Below are 16,741 nucleotides of genomic sequence, written 5' to 3'. Positions count from 1 at the left end.
GTCATGGATCATCGATCCATGCCGGTCCTGATAGCCGCGTGCGCCTTCGCGATGACCCTCGTCGGCGGAGTCGTCGCCCAACGCGTCGGGGACCGCCGCCACCTCGTCCTCGGACTCGCCGCCGGGCTGATGCTCGGCGTCGTCGGATTCGACCTGCTGCCCGAGGCGCTGGAGACCCAGCCCCGGGTGGTCTTCGGGGTGCCCGCGGCGCTGCTGATGTTCGTCGCCGGCTTCCTCGCGCTGCACATCATCGAGCGCTCGGTCGCCATCCACCGCGCCCACGAGGGCGAGTACGCCCCGCACGCGCACGGCCACGGGCACGCGCACGACCCCGTCAAGGGCATCGGCGTCACCGCGGCGGCGGCTCTGGTCGGCCACAGCGTCATGGACGGCTTCGCGATCGGCGCCGCCTTCCAGGCCGGCAGCACCGTCGGCATCGTGGTCGCCATCGCGGTCGTCGCGCACGACTTCGCGGACGGCTTCAACACGTACACGATCACCCGGCTGTACGGCAACGGCCGCCGCCGGGCGCAGCTGCTGCTCGCCGCCGACGCGATCGCCCCGGTGGTCGGCGCGTCCGTGACGCTGGCCTTCACCATCCCGTCCGGCGCGCTCGGCCTCTACCTGGGCTTCTTCGCCGGCTTCCTGCTCTACCTTGCGACCTCCGACATCCTCCCCGAGGCGCACAGCCCGCACCCGTCCAGTTCCACGCTGCTGTGCACGGTCGCGGGCACCGGCATCATGTGGCTGGTGATCGGTCTCGCTGACTGAGCTTCCTGGACGTCGCCGTGGCCGCCTTGGTGACATCGGCCACCAGCTCCACCACGTCCGAGCCGTACGCCTGGGAATTGACCACCCGCAGCAGCAGGCAGAAGGTCGCGTCCACCCCGTGCTTGCGGGCCAGCCGCCCGTGGTGCCTGGCCAGATACCGTACGGCCGCCTGGTTGGCGATACCGCGCTGGCCCGAGGACAGGAAGACCGGCCGGTCGTTGCCCGTGTCGCCGGCCGCCGCGAGCCGGGCCAGCAGCACGTGCTCGACGGCGCCCTTCTCCAGCGGGTAGGTCTCGCCGCCGACCGTGATCGCGCCCTGCTCGGGGCCGGGCGCCGGGTCGGTGTTGACCTCGATGCCCGGCAGCATCGACCGCAGATGCGCCCCGAGCCGCAGATTCTCCGCCGGGCCGCCGATGCAGAACTCGGTGCGCGCGCCGAAGCCCTGCCAGGCCGTGTCGTGCGCGAGCACCTCCGCGTGCGCCCCGCACTCCTTGATCACCGCGGCCAGCTCAAGGAGTGCGAAGGCGTCGTGCCGCGCCACGCTCCAGCTGCGCGAACCCGGGTCGCGCGGCACCACGAGCAGGCACTCGGAGTCCTTCGGCAGCCCGAAGAAGCGCCGCTTTCGCTGGAGCCTGCGCTGCCACAGATAGCTGCGGGCGAACCAGCCGAGCGCCACGCAGACGGCGGCCGCGGCCAGGCCAAGGACGAGATTGCGGAGGTCGTCGCTCATGGCGCGGCATCGTAGCGGTGTTCGAGCGGTGCCGACTATGGTGCGGGCCGGTGGCGCGGGCGGCCCCCGCCGCCCCCGGTCAGGCCGGGAGCAGCGCCAGGATGTCCGCGGCGGCGCCGGTCTCGCCCAGCCGCGGGAAGATCGTCGTGACGGCGCGGTCGTGCGCGGCGGCGTCCATGTCGGTCACCGCGTCGGTGGCCACCGTGACGTTGTAGCCGTGCTCGTACGCGTCGCGGGCCGTGGACTCCACACCGATGCTGGTGGAGATCCCGCACAGCACGATCTGGGTGACACCGCGGCGGCGCAGCTCCAGATCGAGGCCGGTGCCGTAGAAGGCGCCCCACTGCTGCTTCGAGACGGTGATGTCGGACGGCTGCCGGTCCAGCTCGTCGACCAGCTCGGTCCAGCCCTCGGGGAAGGCCCGGGCGGCGGCGGGGCCGCCGTCGGTACGGCCGGGCGCTCCACCGGTGACGTTCACCAGCACCACCGGCAGGCCCGCCTTGCGGAAGGCGGCGGCCAGCCGCGCGCTGCGGGCGACGACCTCGTCCGCCGGGTGGGCGGTCGGCAGGGCGACGATGCCGCGCTGGAGGTCGATGACGACCAGGGCGGTACGGGAGTCGAGGGTGGTGACACTCATCGGGGGACCTCTCCTGTGGGGTAGGGGTGCGGAACTTCGCCGTCGGCTTGCGGGGACTCCACCAGGCGGCGGAGCAGCGGGAGGGCGCCGGCCAGGGCGCGGTGCTCCTCCGGGGTGAGCCGGGTGTCGATCGCCCGCGCCAGCCAGCCGCGGCGGGCCGCCCGGCCGGAGCCGAGCAGCTCCCCGCCCTCGGCCGTCAGCGAGAACACCACCTGCCGGCCGTCGGTGGCGTGCGGGGTGCGGGCGACGAGCCCGCGCTCCTGGAGGGCGGCCAGCGTCATCCGCATCGACTGCGGTCTGACCAGCTCACCGCGGGCGAGCGCGGCCGTCGTCGCCGGCCCCTCCCGCCCCAGCCGTCCCAGCACCGACTGCTGCGAGGGGGTCAGCTCCGCCTGCGCGGAGACCGCCCGCAGCCGCCTGGCCAGCTGGGCGACCAGCGTGGTCAGCTCGTCCGCGGTGCGTGCGCGATCGGCTGTCGGCATACCGCCCACCGTAAGAGATCAACAGGAAAACTTACAAGTTTGCCTGTCGAGTCGGCTGCCGATTCTGTCGCCGCCGGAAAACAGCCCGTAGCAGTGCCGTAACGCCCCGGGTGTCCAATGCCGGACGGACAGCGGTCCGGCACGTGGCGGGGGAGGGTTTGATGGCGGCGGAATTCACGTACTACTTCCGGTCCTTGGTGGCGGCGCTCGGCGAACGGCCGGGCTGGTACGGGCTGTACGCACAACGTGAGCCCGGCGCGGCCCGCGCCCACGAGACCGGGCTGGAGGTGCCGCCCTGGGACGTGGTCAGGACCGTGCTGCGCGACCTCGCGGTCAACTCCGGCGCCGGCGACGTCGATCCCGGCGAGGCGGGACGGGCGTACGCCCTGCACCGTGCCGCCCTCGCCGCCGAGGACGCCGCTCCTGACGCCGAGGCCCGGCTGCGCGGCCGGCTCGCCGTGGCCACCCGGGCCCGCGAGACGGCGGTCTCCCGCGCCCGTGAGGCCGCCCGCGCCTACGCCCACCACCCCACAGCGCCCCGCGCCAACGCGCTGGCCTGGACCCGTGACGAGCTGACCCGCACCACCTCGCGCTGCACGGACCTGCACCAGCGGCTCGCCGCCGTGGCCCTGCCCGAACCCGAGCAGTCGGCCCCCGCGCCCGAACCCGAGACCGCGTCCGCGGCACGGCGACCGCGGGGCGCGCGCTTCGCCGGGGCCTTCGAGCCGACCGCCAAGGCGGCGCCCGCGCCGGAGGCGGCCAGGCCCGCCGCGCCGCGCGGGGCACGCTTCGCGGGCGCGCCCGAAGCCGGGGCGGTCGCCCTTCCCGGCGCTCCCGGAGCGCCCGCCGCCCGTTTGCCGCGGGGCGCGCGCTTCGCCGGGGCGCCCGAGCCGGTCGCGCAGCCGCAGCGCCCGGTCGCCGACCCCCGGTGGGCCGCGGAAGCGCGGACCGAGGCCGCCCGCCTCGGCCGGCTGCGGCAGTCGGGGGAGAGCGGCGCCGCCTACCTCGTACTCAGCGCCGCCGCCGAAGGCCCGGCCGAGCGGATTCCCTACGTGGTGCGGGAGTTGGAGCGCACCGGCCTCGCCGCGGACGTGGCGACGCTGCTCTGGGAGATCGCGGCACTGCCGCCGCGGCCGGTCGCGGACGCGGTCTTCGCCCTCGCCGCGGACGGGCGGGGGGAGCACTCGCGCACCCTGCTGCACCAGGTGGCCGCGCGGGCGGCGGGTGATGTCGCGCTGGTCGCCGACCTGCTGCACGCCGGAGGCCGCTCCGCCGAGGCCGGCGAACTCCTCGAAACGGTCGCGCGCGGCCGTAACGCCGACGCCGCCGCCGCGGTGGCCCGCGCCCGCCCCACCCTCACCGACCTGCTCCTCGCGGCGGCGGCCCGGGTCTCCCCGCCCTGCCACCGCGACCTCGCCGCCGCCCTGCACCACGGCAGGCCGTGAGGCCCGCCTCCGGCGGATACCGGAGGCGGGCCTCACGGCCTGCCGTGCAGGTCCTAGCGGACCGGGCGGCGGCCCGACCGGCGCCAGCGGCGGCCGAGGTAGGCGAGGTCGGCGACGAAGAGCACGATGCCGAGGATCAGCAGGAAGAGCAGGCCGTGGACGACCGCGCCGATGAGGCCCAGCACCATCGCCACGATGATCAGCAGCAGAAAAAGAACCATGACGCGGTACCTCCTCGGTCCGGTCGGCCGCGCGGGCGAGCCGTGGGGTCAGCGGCGGGCGAGCTGGCGCTCGCCATTGGCGCCGGGCTGGTAGGGAAGGCCGTAGTGCTTGAAGAGCGCCGGCTCGCCCTCGGCCGGCAGGACGTCGTCGGTGCCGATGGACGGTGATTCCCTGACCAGCGCCCTGTCGTAGCCGACCTTCACATAGCCGGGCCCGACCTGGGCGTCGTCCAGGGGGACGAACACCAGCCGGTGGCGGGTGGGCAGTCCTACCTGGACGGTGGCCATCGCGGGCTCGTCGGTGCTGGTGTCCACGTAGACGGCCTCCAGCGTGCCGATCTTGTGGCCCTCGGGGTCGACGACGTCATGCGTCCGCCACTCGCGGATGTCCCCGATACGGATCATGCTCCTGGTCCTTTCGCACGGCCGGATCGAACCGGCGTCACACTCACAGCCTTCCCCGGACCGCGCGTCTCAGTTCACCGGAAGGCGGGCGCGTACGCCGTCGGCGAGGTCCCGCACGCCGCCGGTCAGGCTGTCCGCCGCGGAGTGGACGCCGTCACCGGTCCTGTGCACCCGGTCGGCGACGGCGTCCGTCGCGTGCCGGGCGCCGCTCTTGGTGCGGTAGGCGAGCGACGGCTTGCCGTGCGTGTCGGCGGCGGCGAGCAGCAGCGCGCCGAGCAGCGACAGGTCGGCGAAGAACCGGCCGCGCTGCCGGGCGCGTTCCTCGGGGTCGGTGATCGTCCAGAAGGGGTCGACCGCGAGCGCGGCCGGCGCCAGGGTGACGGCCAGCGCAGCCGCGGCCACCCGCGGCATCCGGCCGAGCGCCAGCAGGGCCCCGGCGCCCACCTGGACGGCGCCGGTGATCCTGGCCAGCTGCTCGGGATCCTGCGGCAGCTTCCGGAGGCGGTCGGCGAACGGCAGCGCGGTCGGTGTCACGTCGGACGGCGACGCCTCGGGGTGGCGCAGCGCCGCGTAACCGCCGCTGACGAAAACCGAGGCGAGCAGGGGACGGGCGAATTTCCTCAGTACGGCCATAACGCCCGTCTGCCCCGGCCGGCCGCCCCGACACGTGGGTCAGCGCTGCGGTGCGTCCATCTGGCCGAAGCGCGTCTCGGCGAAGACGAAAGCCGTCCTGCCGACCCCGAAGGGCTCCCGGAAGGGGTGGTTGAGCTGGGCGGTCAGGCTGATGGCGAAGGCGACCGCGGCGGCGGCGAAGCACAGGGCGACGAGGTGGCGCGGCGTCGCGGTGAGGCCGAGGACCGCGGGGAAGGCGACCAGGAAGGACCCGGAGACGACCATCGCCAGCCAGATGATCCGGGGTATCCCGGCCTTGGCCGCGGCGGCCCGGTCGGTGCGCGTCTCGTACACGGTCGCCAGCGCGGACTGGGCCGCGGTCTTGGCCGCCTGCTGGTCGGGCCGCACGGCGACCGCGCCGCGCACGGCGCCGCGCACCCGGTCCAGCGCCTGCCAGGTCGCGGGGCTGGTCCGCCCGTGGCGCAGTTCGGGGAATTCGGCGGTACGGACATCCGCGGTGTACCGCCGCAGCAGTCCGCGCACGGTGGTGCGGTCGGCGGCGGCCAGGCCGCCCGCGGCCCAGTAGGTGTCGGTCAGCGCGCGCGCCTCGTCGTAGGTGCCGGAACGCGCGGTGCTGAGCGCCGACCAGCTGCCGGCGACCTGGAAGCCGGTCAGCAGGATGAAGGAGCTGAGCAGCACCGCGCCGATGATGGACAGCGCCTGGCTGCCGTAGTCCCCTTCTGCCGTGACGCGGCCTCTGCCGAGGAATCGGCCGAGGCAGAAGGCGAAGGCGGCGCCGCCGAGGGTGGCCAGCAGGGGGACGGCGTAAGGCGACATGGCACTCCCATGGGGTCGGGCGGGCTCGCGGCAAGCGCCCTGCCGAGTACCGCGGCAACGTGGACATGGCACTCCCAGGGGTCGGGCGGGTGGTTTCTAGCGCCGGCGCCGCGCCGGGCGGAAGGGGACCGCGGCGAGCAGCGCGGGCAGCAGGACGGCCGACATCGTCAGCAGCCACCAGCGCGCGGCGTCGCCGGAACCCCGGTCGTACGGCTCGTCGGCGAGCGGCGGCAGCGCGCCGGCGGTGGCGGCCGGGGCCGCGGGGGAGGGGCCGGCGGGCCGCGGCGGCGTCTTCGGGGCGGACGCGCCGGACGGGGAAGGGACCGGCAGGGCGTGCACCCCCCGCGCCACAGGACCCGCCGGGACCGGAGCCGGGGCCGCGGCCCCGGACGGCGTCGGCGCCGCACCCGGCGCCGCGCTCGGCGCGGCCGTCGGGGTCGGACCGGGAGCCGTGGGCGGCGGCACGGTCGTCGGTGCCGCGGTCGGTGCCGCGGTCGTCGGCGGCGCCGTCGGGGCCACCGTCACCGGCGGGTCCGGCACCCCGCACCGGCCGCCGGTCCGCACCGTCAGCCGGCCGAGCGGCAGCAGCGGGGGCGAACCGGCCAGCCGCACCACGTGCGTGACGCGCCCGCCGGGTCCGCAGACGACCACCGAGATCCCGCATGCGTCGCCCGTGCGGGAGCAGCCGATGGTCACCGCCACCCCGCCGGGGGCGGGCCGCGGCGTCGCCAGCGCCTGTCCGGCGAGGACCACCAGCAGGGGCGCGGCCAGCCCGGCGGCGGCCGACCACCACCGCGTACGACGTACGGCTTTCACGATCATTACGGTAAATGCGGATATCCCACCTGGTCAGCCCAATGGACGACTATGGCGGGAAGTGCATATCGGCCCCCCGCCGCCGTTCGATTCACCGGCTCCCGTGGTCCGGCCGCGCAAGGCCGCGCTCTCGAACGCGCCACCCGCGCCATGAGCTGCTTCCAGCCATCCGGCCCGGCCGACCCCCGCGCCCGCCGCCCGCCGTGCGCCGTACGGGTCGGGCGCGGACGAAACATGGGAGACGTCAGGCGGTAACGGCGGGGGCCTTGTCAGAGTGGGGCGAGGGATTTACGTTCGTCGGACGGCGGGGATCTACGTGCGTAGAACCGGCGTGACGTCACGTCAGAGGAGCTGCTGCCATGAGCAATGTCGTGCGTGCCGCGCTGGTCCAGGCGACCTGGACCGGTGACACCGAGACAATGATCGCCAAGCATGAGGAACACGCCAGGGCCGCCGCCGCGCAGGGTGCGAAGGTGATCGGCTTCCAGGAGGTCTTCAACGCCCCCTACTTCTGCCAGGTGCAGGAGGCCGAGCACTACCGCTGGGCGGAGGCCGTGCCCGACGGGCCGACCGTGCGGCGGATGCAGGACCTCGCCCGGGAGACGGGCATGGTCATCGTCGTCCCGGTCTTCGAGGCCGAGCAGCCAGGGGTCTACTTCAACACCGCCGCCGTCATCGACGCGGACGGCACTTTCCTCGGCAAGTACCGCAAGCACCACATCCCGCAGGTGACCGGCTTCTGGGAGAAATACTATTTCAAGCCGGGCAATCTCGGCTGGCCGGTATTCGACACCGCGGTCGGCAGGATCGGCGTCTACATCTGCTACGACCGGCACTTCCCCGAGGGCTGGCGCGCCCTCGGCCTGGCCGGCGCCCAGCTCGTGTACAACCCCAGCGCCACCAGCCGCGGCCTGTCGGCGTATCTGTGGCAGCTGGAGCAGCCGGCCGCCGCGGTGGCCAACGAATACTTCATCGCCGCGATCAACCGGGTCGGCCGCGAGGAGTACGGCGACAACGACTTCTACGGCACCAGCTACTTCGTCGACCCCCGCGGCCAGTTCGTGGACGGCACCGCCTCCGACACCAAGGAGGAACTGCTCGTCCGCGACCTGGACTTCGGCCTGATCGACGAGGTGCGCAACCAGTGGGCCTTCTACCGCGACCGCAGGCCCGACGCCTACGGCGACCTGACGGAGGCCTGAGCCCATGGCCACCGAGACCGCGAACGCGCACGCGGCACTGCACGCCAGGCACCGCGCGGTGCTGCCCGACTGGCTCGCCACGTACTACGAGCGGCCGATCGAGCTGACGCACGGCGAGGGCCGGCACGTCTGGGACGCCGAGGGCAACCGCTACCTGGACTTCTTCGGCGGCATCCTCACCACGATGACCGCGCACGCCCTGCCGGAGGTCGCCGCCGCGGTCGCCGCGCAGGCCGGGAAGCTGCTGCACTCCTCGACGCTGTATCTGAGCAGCCAGGCCGTCGAACTGGCCGAGCGGATCGCCCGGCTGTCCGGCATCCCCGACGCCCGGGTGTTCTTCACCACCTCGGGCACCGAGGCCAACGACACGGCGCTGCTCCTGGCGACGGCCTACCGCGGCTCCAACCAGATCCTGGCGCTGCGCAACAGCTACCACGGCCGCTCGTTCAGCGCGATCGGCATCACCGGCAACGCGGCCTGGTCGCCCACCAGCCTGTCCCCGCTCCAGACGCTGTACGTGCACGGCGGGGTGCGCAGCCGCGGGCCGTACGCGCATCTGTCGGACGCCGAATTCATCACCGCGTGCGTGGCCGACCTGGAGGACGTGCTCGGCCAGGCCGGCGGCAGGATCGCCGCGCTGATCGCCGAACCCGTGCAGGGCGTCGGCGGCTTCACGCTGCCGCCCGACGGGCTGTTCGCCGCCTTCAAGCAGGTGCTCGACCGGCACGGCATCCTGTGGATCACCGACGAGGTGCAGACCGGCTGGGGGCGTACCGGCGAGCACTTCTGGGGCTGGCAGGCGCACGGCAAGGCCGGGCCGCCGGACATCCTCACCTTCGCCAAGGGCATCGGCAACGGCATGTCGATGGGCGGTGTGGTGGCCCGCGCCGAGGTGATGAACTGCCTGACCGCCAACTCGATCTCCACCTTCGGCGGCAGCCCGGTCACCACCGCGGCGGCGCTGGCCAACCTCGGCTATCTCATCGACCACGACCTGCCGGGCAACGCGCGCCGGGTCGGCGGCCTGCTCAAGGCCAGGCTGGAGGCCGTCGGGGCCGGCCTCGGAGTGGTCCGCGAGGTGCGCGGGCGCGGCCTGATGCTGGGTGTCGAACTGGTCGTACCCGGCACCGACGACCCCTCCTCGCGGGCCGCGGGGCTGGTCCTCGAAGCCGCCCGCGAGCACGGCCTGCTCATCGGCAAGGGCGGCAGGGCCGGCAATGTGCTGCGGATCGCGCCGCCGCTGTCGCTGACCGTCGCCGAGGCGGAGGAGGGCGCCGCCGCCCTCGAAGCGGCGCTGAAGGCGGCGCAGACCGCACTGGAGACCCCCGAGAACAGCAGCACGGAAGGCGCCACCGTATGAGCACCGGCACCCGCACCGTCATCCGCGGCGGCCTGGTCGTCACCGCCGCCGACGAGATGCACGCCGACGTCCTGATCGAGGGCGGCAGGATCGCCGCGCTCGCCGCGCACGACAGCGACGCCGCGGCCGGCTGGACCGCCGACCGCGTCATCGACGCCACGGGGAAGTACGTCATCCCCGGCGGTGTCGACGCCCACACCCATATGCAGATGCCCTTCGGCGGCACCACCGCCGCCGACACCTTCGAGACCGGCACCAGGGCCGCGGCCTGGGGCGGCACCACCACCATCGTGGACTTCGCGATCCAGGGTGTCGGCGCCTCGCTGCGGGCCGGCCTCGACGCCTGGCACGCCAAGGCCGACGCCCAGTGCGCGATCGACTACGGCTTCCACATGATCGTCGCCGACGTCAACGACAAGACGCTCGCCGAGATGGACCTCCTGGTGGAGGAGGGCGTCACCAGTTTCAAGATGTTCATGGCCTACCCCGGGGTCTTCTACAGCGACGACGGCCAGATCCTGCGCGCCATGCAGCGCGCCTCGGACAACGGCGGCCTGGTGATGATGCACGCCGAGAACGGCATCGCCATCGACGTCCTGGTGCAGCAGGCGCTCGCCGCGGGCCGGACCGACCCGCGCTACCACGGCGAGGTGCGCCACGCGCTGCTGGAGGCCGAGGCCACCCACCGCGCCATCCAGCTCGCCCGGGTGGCCGGCTCGCCGCTCTACGTCGTGCACGTATCCGCCGAGCAGGCCGTCGCGGAGCTGGCCGCGGCCCGCGACCTGGGCCTGCCGGTCTTCGGCGAGACCTGTCCGCAGTATCTGTTCCTGTCCACCGACAATCTCGCCGAGCCGGACTTCGAGGGCGCCAAATACGTCTGCAGCACGCCGCTGCGCCCGCGCGAGCACCAGGCCGCGCTGTGGCGCGGGCTGCGCACCGACGACCTCCAGGTGGTCTCCACCGACCACTGCCCGTTCTGCTTCACCGGGCAGAAGGAGATGGGCCGCGGCGACTTCTCGAAGATCCCCAACGGCCTGCCGGGCGTGGAGAACAGGATGGACCTGCTCCACCAGGCCGTCGTGGACGGCCACCTCACCCGCCGCCGCTGGATCGACATCGCCTGCGCCGCCCCGGCCCGGATGTTCGGCCTCTACCCGCGCAAGGGCACCATCGCCCCGGGCGCCGACGCCGACGTGGTCGTCTACGACCCGCACGCCGAGCAGACCGTCTCCGCGCGGACCCACCACATGAACGTCGACTACTCCGCCTACGAGGGCCGCCGGCTCACCGGCCGGGTGGAGACCGTACTGTCCCGCGGCGTCCCGGTGATCGAGCGGCAGGCCTACGTCGGCCGGGCAGGACACGGCCAGTACACCCCGCGCGGCCTGTGTCAGTACCTCTGAGCACCCTCAAGCCCCCGTCACCCAGAAGGAGTGCGGCCATGGACTTCGGCCTCGTGCTGCAGACCGACCCGCCCGCGTCCGACGTCGTCGAGCTGATGCGGCGCGCCGAGCGCAACGGCTTCACCCACGGCTGGACGTTCGACTCCGCCGTGCTCTGGCAGGAGCCCTTCGTCATCCACAGCCGCATCCTGGACCACACCGAGCGGCTCACCGTCGGCACCATGGTCACCAACCCGGGCACCCGCACCTGGGAGGTGACCGCCTCCACCTTCGCGACCCTGAACTCGATGTACGGCAACCGCACGGTGTGCGGCATCGGCCGCGGCGACTCGGCGATGCGGGTCGCCGGGCGTCCGCCCAACACCCTGGCCAGGCTCGGCGAGGCCATCACCGCCATCCGCGACCTGGCCGAGGGCCGGGAGGCCGTGATCGACGGCACCGCGCTGCGGCTGCCGTGGGTCGAGGACGGCAGGCTGCCGGTGTGGATGGCCGCGTACGGCCCCAAGGCGCTCGCCATGGCGGGGGAGCGGGCCGACGGCTTCATCCTGCAACTCGCCGACGTCTACCTCACCGAGTGGATGGTCAAGGCGGTCCGCGCCGCGGCCGAGGCGGCCGGCCGCGACCCCGCGTCCGTCACCGTCTGCGTCGCCGCCCCCGCCTACGTCACCGCCGACGACTCGCCCGAGGCGCTGGCGCACGCCCGCGAGCAGTGCCGCTGGTTCGGCGGCATGGTCGGCAACCACGTCGCCGACCTGGTCGGCCGCTACGGAGAGCACTCGGGCCTCGTCCCCGACGAGCTGACCGCGTACATCAAGCAGCGGCACGGCTACGACTACGCCCACCACGGGCGCAGCGGCAACCCCGACACCGCCTTCGTGCCCGACGAGATCGTGGACCGCTTCTGCCTGATCGGGCCGCCGCCGGTCCACGAGGCCAAGCTCAAGGCCCTGCGCGACCTGGGCGTCGACCAGTTCGCGATCTACGACATGCACGACGCCAAGGAATCGACGATCGACGCGTACGGCGAGCACATCATCCCCGCTCTGACGTGAGGTGTGTCCATGGCCATAGTCGAGAGCGCGGGTGACCGCGTCGAACTCCCCGCCGACGCGGCCCCGCCCGCCGGCCACTACGCCAACCCCGACCTGCTGCCCGTCCCCGTGGCCCACCGCACCTGGACCACGTACAACTTCTCCGCCCTGTGGGTCGGGATGGCGCACAACATCCCGTCCTGGACGCTCGCCTCCGGGCTGGTCGCGCTCGGCATGGACTGGAAACAGGCCGTGCTGACCATCGCCGTCGCCAATGTCGTCGTGCTGGCCCCGATGCTGCTCACCGGGCACGCGGGACCCAAGTACGGCATACCCTTCCCGGTCCTGGCGCGCGCGTCGTTCGGCCTGCGCGGCGCCAACCTGCCCGCGCTGGTGCGGGCCGCGGTGGCCTGCGCCTGGTTCGGCATCCAGACCTGGATCGGCGGCCAGGGCATCTTCGTCCTGCTCGACCGGGTGCTGCCCGGCGACTGGGCCGGCGCCCGGCACCTCGGCGGCTACCCGTGGCCGCTGTGGCTGTGCTTCGTGCTCTTCTGGGCCCTGGAGCTGGCCGTCATCGCCCGCGGCATGGACACCCTGCGCCGCTTCGAGAACTGGGCCGCGCCCTTCGTGCTGGTCGGCGCGGTCGTGCTGCTGATCTGGATATCGGTCAAGGCAGGCGGCCTCGGCCCGCTGCTCGACCAGCCCTCGCAGCTCGGCTGGGGCCGGCACTTCTGGAAGGTCTTCTTCCCCGCCCTGATGGGCATGATCGGCTTCTGGTCGACGCTGGCGCTCAACATCCCCGACTTCACCCGCTTCGGCGCCGGCCAGCGCGCCCAGGCCTGGGGCCAGTCGCTCGGACTGCCCACCACGATGACCGCGTTCGCCCTGCTGTCGGTGCTGGTCACCTCGGGCGCCCAGGCCGTCTACGGCACCGGCGACGCCACCTTGTGGGACCCGGTGGCGCTGGCCGCCAAGAGCCACAGCGACATCGGGATCGTCTACGCCCTGCTGACCGTGCTCATCGCGACCATCTCGGTCAACATCGCGGCGAACGTCGTCTCCCCGGCCTACGACCTGTCCCACCTGGCGCCGAGGTTCGTCAACTTCCGCACCGGCGCGCTCATCACCGGTGTCATCGGGGTGCTGCTCTTCCCGTGGAAGCTCATCTCCACCCCGGAGATCTACATCTACACCTGGCTCGGTGTGGTGGGCGGTGTGCTGGGCACCGTCGCGGGCGTGCTGATCGCCGACTACTGGATCATCCGCCGCACCGTGCTGCACCTGGGCGAGCTGTACGACCCGGCCGGCCGCTACTGGTACACCGGCGGCTGGAACTGGCGGGCGGTCGCCGCCTTCGCCGTCGGCGGCCTGCTCGCGGTCGGCGGCTCCTACTCCGCCCCGGGCGCCGGGCCCTTCCCCCGGCACGGCCTGATCCCGTTCCTCAAACCGCTGGCCGACTACGGCTGGGCGGTGGGCCTGGCCTCCTCGCTGCTGCTGTACGTGGCGCTGATGCGCACCGCACGGCCGGTGGAAGGAGCGGTCTGATTGGATGGCGTCATGGGCAACGAAGTCGGCGCGGCCGGACGGGTCGCGCCATGGCGTGAGGGCGGCTCGCGGTGAGGCGGGCCGTCGTCGCCGACGCGGTCGTCGTCGGCGCGGGACCCAACGGGCTGACCGCCGCGGTCGAACTGGCCCGCGCGGGCCTGAGCGTGCAGCTCTACGAGGCCGCCGACACCGTGGGCGGCGGGGCGCGCACCGAGGAGCTGACGCTGCCGGGCTTCCGGCACGACCCGTGCTCCGCGGTGCACCCCTTCGGTATCGGCTCGCCCGCCTTCAAGGCGCTGCCGCTGGCCCGGCACGGCCTGGAGTGGCTGCAGCCCGAGGTGCCGATGGCGCACCCCTTCCCCGACGGCACCGCCGCGGTGCTCGGCCGTACCGTCGGCGAGACCGCCGCCTCGCTCGGGCCGCGCGACGCGGTCACGTACCGCAGGCTGATGGCGCCCTACGCCGGCCACTGGGACGCGCTCGCGGCGGACTTCCTGCGGCCGCAGTGGGCCGGGATACCCCGCGACCCCTACCGCTTCGTCCGCTTCGGGCTGGCCGGGACCCCGCCGGCCGCGCTGCTGGCGCTGCGCTTCCGCGACGCCAAGGCCAGGGGGCTGATCGCCGGGCTCGGCGGGCACGCGATCTCCCGGCTGAGCCAGCCCTTCACCGGGGCGATGGCGATGCTGTTCGCGCTCGCCGCCCACGAGCGCGGCTGGCCGGTGGCCCGCGGCGGCTCGCAGGCGATCTCCGACGCGCTGGCGGGCTACCTGACCGAACTCGGCGGCGTCATCCGCACCGGGGTGACCGTGCGCAAGCTGGACGAGCTGCCGCCGGCCCGCGCCTACGTCTTCGACACCTCGCCGACCGCGCTGGCCAGGATCGCCGCCCTCGGCGACGTCTACCGCCGCTACCGCTACGGCCCCTCGGTCTTCAAGATCGACTACGCCCTCGACGGCCCCGTCCCGTGGACGGCGGAGCAGGCTCGGCGGGCCGGCACCGTGCACATCGGCCCGACCTACACCGAGATCGGCGACGCGCTGAACCGGGCGGTCACCGGGCGCCCGCCGCACACCCCGTTCCTGATCACCTCGCAGCCCACCGTGGTGGACCCGTCGCGGGCTCCGGAGGGCAAGCATGTCTTCTGGGCCTACGGCCATGTCCCGCACGGCTGGCACGGCGACGCCACCGACGCCGTCGAGCGGCAGATCGAACGCTTCGCGCCGGGCTTCCGCGACCTGGTACTGGCCCGCGCCGTCACCGGCCCGGCCGAACTCGCCGCCCGCAACGCCAACTACGTGGGCGGTGACGTGGCCTGCGGCGCCTTCGCGGGCCTGCAGAGCGTCCTGCGCCCGCGGCTCGCGGCGGTGCCCTACGCCACTCCGCGGCCCGGGGTCTTCCTGTGCTCGTCCGCGACCCCGCCGGGGCCCGGCGTGCACGGCATGAGCGGCCACCACGCAGCCCGCGCCGTCCTGCGGCACCTGCGGCGGCCGGCCCGCCGCTGACGCCGACGCCCGGCCCGGCGCCGTCCCCGCTCGCACGGGGTGGCGGCGCCGGACCGGGCGACGGACGCGGTCAGGACGCGTACGGCGGCTGGCCGGGCTGCGGCGCGTAGGCCTGCGGGGCGGCGAAGCGGACCTCGGAGAGGGCCTTCTTGGTGATGACCTTCGAGAAGTAGCCGGTACCGAAGGCGATGCACAGCACGACGTACCAGAACTGCTCGGCGCCGGTCAGCTCCACCAGGCCGTACTCGCTGAGCGCCTTCTTCGCCGGGACCTTGGACAGGTAGGCGGCGCCGAAGTAGACGCAGCCGAGCACGTACCAGAACTTCTCCCACGAGGTGGACTGGCCGTTGCCGAGCGTCTGGGACTGGGACATGGGATAGGGGCCTTTCGGTGGAACGGAGCGGTGGGGACGGACAGCCCGGAAAACACGACATGCGGCCGTCGCGGGCCGCGGTGGGTGTGGGGGGCGTGCCGAAGAAGCGGATCAAGCCGCAAGGCACCCATTCCTGCGAGCAGTTCGCGGGTGCCGAAACGGAAGCATAGGGGTAAAGGTTGCTCTGTGTCGCCGCTTTACGGCCCATTCACGGATCTTCCGCAGGACGGTCACCCGTGACGAGCGCGGGTTGTCACCGGGGGGCAGGGAAACTAGTCTTACCCGCCGGTAAATTTACTCTGGAGTAAGGAAGGTGGCCGATGGCCGCACTGGACGATCTCGACCTGGAGACCCTGGACTTCGGCTCGGTCGAGCCCGACGAATTCGCCCGGATCGTCAAGGGCCTGCCCACCCGGCGCATCGCCGAGCTGATGAGCGGACCGCAGCGCCGCCGGGTGCTCGACGAGGTCTTCGGGCGGATGCACACGCTCTTCAAGCCCGACGCCGCCGCCGGCAAGGACGCGCTGATCCGCTGGCGCATCACCGAGGGCGACAGCGGCCCGGACGACGTCTACGAGACCCACATCGGCGGCGGCACCTGCACGGTGACCCCCGAGCGCACCGACCGCGAGCCGCAGCTCAGCCTCACCATGGCCGCGCCGGAATTCCTCAAGCTCGTGTCGGGCAACGCCTCGGGCCCCACGCTCTTCTTCACCCGCAAGCTCAAGGTCAAGGGCGACATCCGGCTGGCCGGCGGCCTCACCTACTACTTCGACATCCCCAAGCCCTGACGCCGCCCCTGGCCTCCAACCGGCCGCCCGCCCCCGGTCACCGGTCCTCGGTGACCGGGTGGCTGTCGACCAGCTCGGCGGGCCGGCCCGCTGCCAGTGCCGCCAGGGCCGCACGGATCCTGCCCGCCTGGCCCGGCGAGAAGTAGCGGTCCGCCTCGGCCGGGTCGATCAGCCGCCAGGAGTCCAACTCCGACTCCTGGAGGCGCACCGCGGCCAGCTGCTCGTCGGAGAGCACCCCGCCGTCGTAGAGGAAGCTCACCGACGGCGGCCGGCCGGGACCCGAGGACCAGTCGAGCACCAGCAGCGCCCCGGGCGCCACGTCGAGGCCGATCTCCTCCAGGGTCTCCCGGCGCGCGCCCTGCCGCGGTGTCTCGTCCTGGTCCGACTCGATCGTGCCGCCCGGCAGTGTCCACGTCCCGTCGTCGCGGTAGTTCGGCTCCACGATCAGAATCCGCCCGTCCGCCGAGCGGAACAGCATGCTCGCCCCGGCGAGGATCCTGGGAAGACTGGCGATGTAGCTGGCGAAGTCGGTCGTCATGCCGCCAACTTACGGCGCCGGGCGCCTCGACGCGCCGTAT

The 16,741-nt window shown here is 73.4% G+C and carries 19 protein-coding genes; 9 read left to right on the top strand and 10 right to left on the bottom strand.

The genetic code is table 11. The annotated features are described in order from the left end of the window. Positions 1–18 precede the first annotated feature (18 nt). Positions 19–771: a ZIP family metal transporter gene (locus OHA86_RS07580; protein ID WP_329173565.1), complete on the top strand. Its 753-nt coding sequence runs from the start codon at positions 19–21 to the stop codon at positions 769–771. Here OHA86_RS07580 and OHA86_RS07575 read toward each other — a convergent pair. From OHA86_RS07575 to OHA86_RS07565, 3 genes are all read right to left on the bottom strand, one after another. Beyond that, on the bottom strand, positions 740–1,501 hold the full coding sequence (locus tag OHA86_RS07575) for a hypothetical protein (RefSeq protein WP_329173563.1): 762 nt from the start codon (positions 1,499–1,501) through the stop codon (positions 740–742). The genes OHA86_RS07580 and OHA86_RS07575 overlap by 32 nt on opposite strands. Positions 1,502–1,580: 79 nt before the next feature. Next, positions 1,581–2,138 carry an isochorismatase family protein gene (locus OHA86_RS07570; protein ID WP_329173561.1) on the bottom strand — a complete coding sequence of 186 codons (558 nt, stop codon included), beginning with the start codon at positions 2,136–2,138 and terminating at the stop codon, positions 1,581–1,583. Continuing rightward, on the bottom strand, positions 2,135–2,620 hold the full coding sequence (locus OHA86_RS07565) for a MarR family winged helix-turn-helix transcriptional regulator (RefSeq protein ID WP_329173559.1): 486 nt from the start codon (positions 2,618–2,620) through the stop codon (positions 2,135–2,137). Before OHA86_RS07565 ends, OHA86_RS07570 begins: the two co-directional genes overlap by 4 nt. Before the next feature lie 161 nt (positions 2,621–2,781). Here OHA86_RS07565 and OHA86_RS07560 point away from each other — a divergent pair, with 161 nt between their 5' ends. Continuing rightward, the gene (locus OHA86_RS07560; protein WP_329173557.1) at positions 2,782–4,065 is read left to right on the top strand and encodes a hypothetical protein; all 1,284 of its coding nucleotides are present in this window, start codon (positions 2,782–2,784) and stop codon (positions 4,063–4,065) included. Between the two features lie 53 nt (positions 4,066–4,118). Here the strand turns inward: OHA86_RS07560 and OHA86_RS07555 are convergent, their stop codons facing one another. From OHA86_RS07555 to OHA86_RS07535, 5 genes are all read right to left on the bottom strand, one after another. After that, positions 4,119–4,286 (bottom strand): hypothetical protein, encoded by a 168-nt coding sequence (locus OHA86_RS07555; protein WP_329173555.1) that lies wholly within the window; start codon positions 4,284–4,286, stop codon positions 4,119–4,121. A gap of 48 nt (positions 4,287–4,334) precedes the next feature. Further along, positions 4,335–4,691 (bottom strand): PRC-barrel domain-containing protein, encoded by a 357-nt coding sequence (locus OHA86_RS07550; RefSeq protein ID WP_329173553.1) that lies wholly within the window; start codon positions 4,689–4,691, stop codon positions 4,335–4,337. Positions 4,692–4,760: 69 nt separating this feature from the next. Further along, positions 4,761–5,324: a DoxX family protein gene (locus OHA86_RS07545; protein ID WP_329173552.1), complete on the bottom strand. Its 564-nt coding sequence runs from the start codon at positions 5,322–5,324 to the stop codon at positions 4,761–4,763. Between the two features lie 39 nt (positions 5,325–5,363). Further along, the gene (locus OHA86_RS07540) at positions 5,364–6,140 is read right to left on the bottom strand and encodes a bestrophin-like domain (protein ID WP_329173550.1); all 777 of its coding nucleotides are present in this window, start codon (positions 6,138–6,140) and stop codon (positions 5,364–5,366) included. Positions 6,141–6,236: 96 nt separating this feature from the next. After that, positions 6,237–6,956: a hypothetical protein gene (locus OHA86_RS07535; RefSeq protein ID WP_329173548.1), complete on the bottom strand. Its 720-nt coding sequence runs from the start codon at positions 6,954–6,956 to the stop codon at positions 6,237–6,239. Positions 6,957–7,315: 359 nt separating this feature from the next. Here OHA86_RS07535 and OHA86_RS07530 point away from each other — a divergent pair, with 359 nt between their 5' ends. The 6 genes from OHA86_RS07530 to OHA86_RS07505 all read left to right on the top strand — a co-directional run bounded on the left by OHA86_RS07530 (position 7,316) and on the right by OHA86_RS07505 (position 14,999). Next, positions 7,316–8,158 (top strand): nitrilase-related carbon-nitrogen hydrolase, encoded by an 843-nt coding sequence (locus tag OHA86_RS07530; protein ID WP_329173546.1) that lies wholly within the window; start codon positions 7,316–7,318, stop codon positions 8,156–8,158. Between the two features lie 4 nt (positions 8,159–8,162). After that, positions 8,163–9,518, top strand: a complete 1,356-nt coding sequence (locus OHA86_RS07525; RefSeq protein WP_329173544.1) for an aspartate aminotransferase family protein — start codon at positions 8,163–8,165, stop codon at positions 9,516–9,518. Continuing rightward, positions 9,515–10,921: a dihydropyrimidinase gene (gene hydA, locus OHA86_RS07520; protein ID WP_329173543.1), complete on the top strand. Its 1,407-nt coding sequence runs from the start codon at positions 9,515–9,517 to the stop codon at positions 10,919–10,921. The genes OHA86_RS07525 and hydA overlap by 4 nt, the downstream gene beginning before the upstream one ends. A gap of 38 nt (positions 10,922–10,959) precedes the next feature. Next, positions 10,960–11,973 (top strand): TIGR03842 family LLM class F420-dependent oxidoreductase, encoded by a 1,014-nt coding sequence (locus OHA86_RS07515; RefSeq protein ID WP_329173542.1) that lies wholly within the window; start codon positions 10,960–10,962, stop codon positions 11,971–11,973. 9 nt (positions 11,974–11,982) lie between these two features. After that, complete coding sequence (locus OHA86_RS07510) at positions 11,983–13,497, top strand: NCS1 family nucleobase:cation symporter-1 (RefSeq protein ID WP_329173540.1); 1,515 nt, start codon at positions 11,983–11,985, stop codon at positions 13,495–13,497. 71 nt (positions 13,498–13,568) lie between these two features. Then, on the top strand, positions 13,569–14,999 hold the full coding sequence (locus OHA86_RS07505) for a phytoene desaturase family protein (RefSeq protein ID WP_329173539.1): 1,431 nt from the start codon (positions 13,569–13,571) through the stop codon (positions 14,997–14,999). Between the two features lie 70 nt (positions 15,000–15,069). On the opposite strand, the gene OHA86_RS07500 is transcribed toward OHA86_RS07505, so the two are convergent. Further along, positions 15,070–15,372 carry a hypothetical protein gene (locus OHA86_RS07500; protein WP_329173537.1) on the bottom strand — a complete coding sequence of 101 codons (303 nt, stop codon included), beginning with the start codon at positions 15,370–15,372 and terminating at the stop codon, positions 15,070–15,072. 320 nt (positions 15,373–15,692) lie between these two features. On the opposite strand from OHA86_RS07500, the gene OHA86_RS07495 reads away from it, so the two are divergent. After that, positions 15,693–16,163 carry an SCP2 sterol-binding domain-containing protein gene (locus OHA86_RS07495; RefSeq protein ID WP_329173535.1) on the top strand — a complete coding sequence of 157 codons (471 nt, stop codon included), beginning with the start codon at positions 15,693–15,695 and terminating at the stop codon, positions 16,161–16,163. 37 nt (positions 16,164–16,200) lie between these two features. On the opposite strand, the gene OHA86_RS07490 is transcribed toward OHA86_RS07495, so the two are convergent. Continuing rightward, positions 16,201–16,701: an NUDIX hydrolase gene (locus OHA86_RS07490; protein WP_329173533.1), complete on the bottom strand. Its 501-nt coding sequence runs from the start codon at positions 16,699–16,701 to the stop codon at positions 16,201–16,203. Positions 16,702–16,741 lie beyond the last annotated feature (40 nt).

Source organism: Streptomyces sp. NBC_01477 (assembly GCF_036227245.1).
In the GTDB taxonomy this organism is placed as follows: Bacteria; Actinomycetota; Actinomycetes; order Streptomycetales; family Streptomycetaceae; genus Actinacidiphila.
Note: the sequence above shows the minus strand (reverse complement) of the source record. Positions and strands in the feature narration are given on the sequence as shown.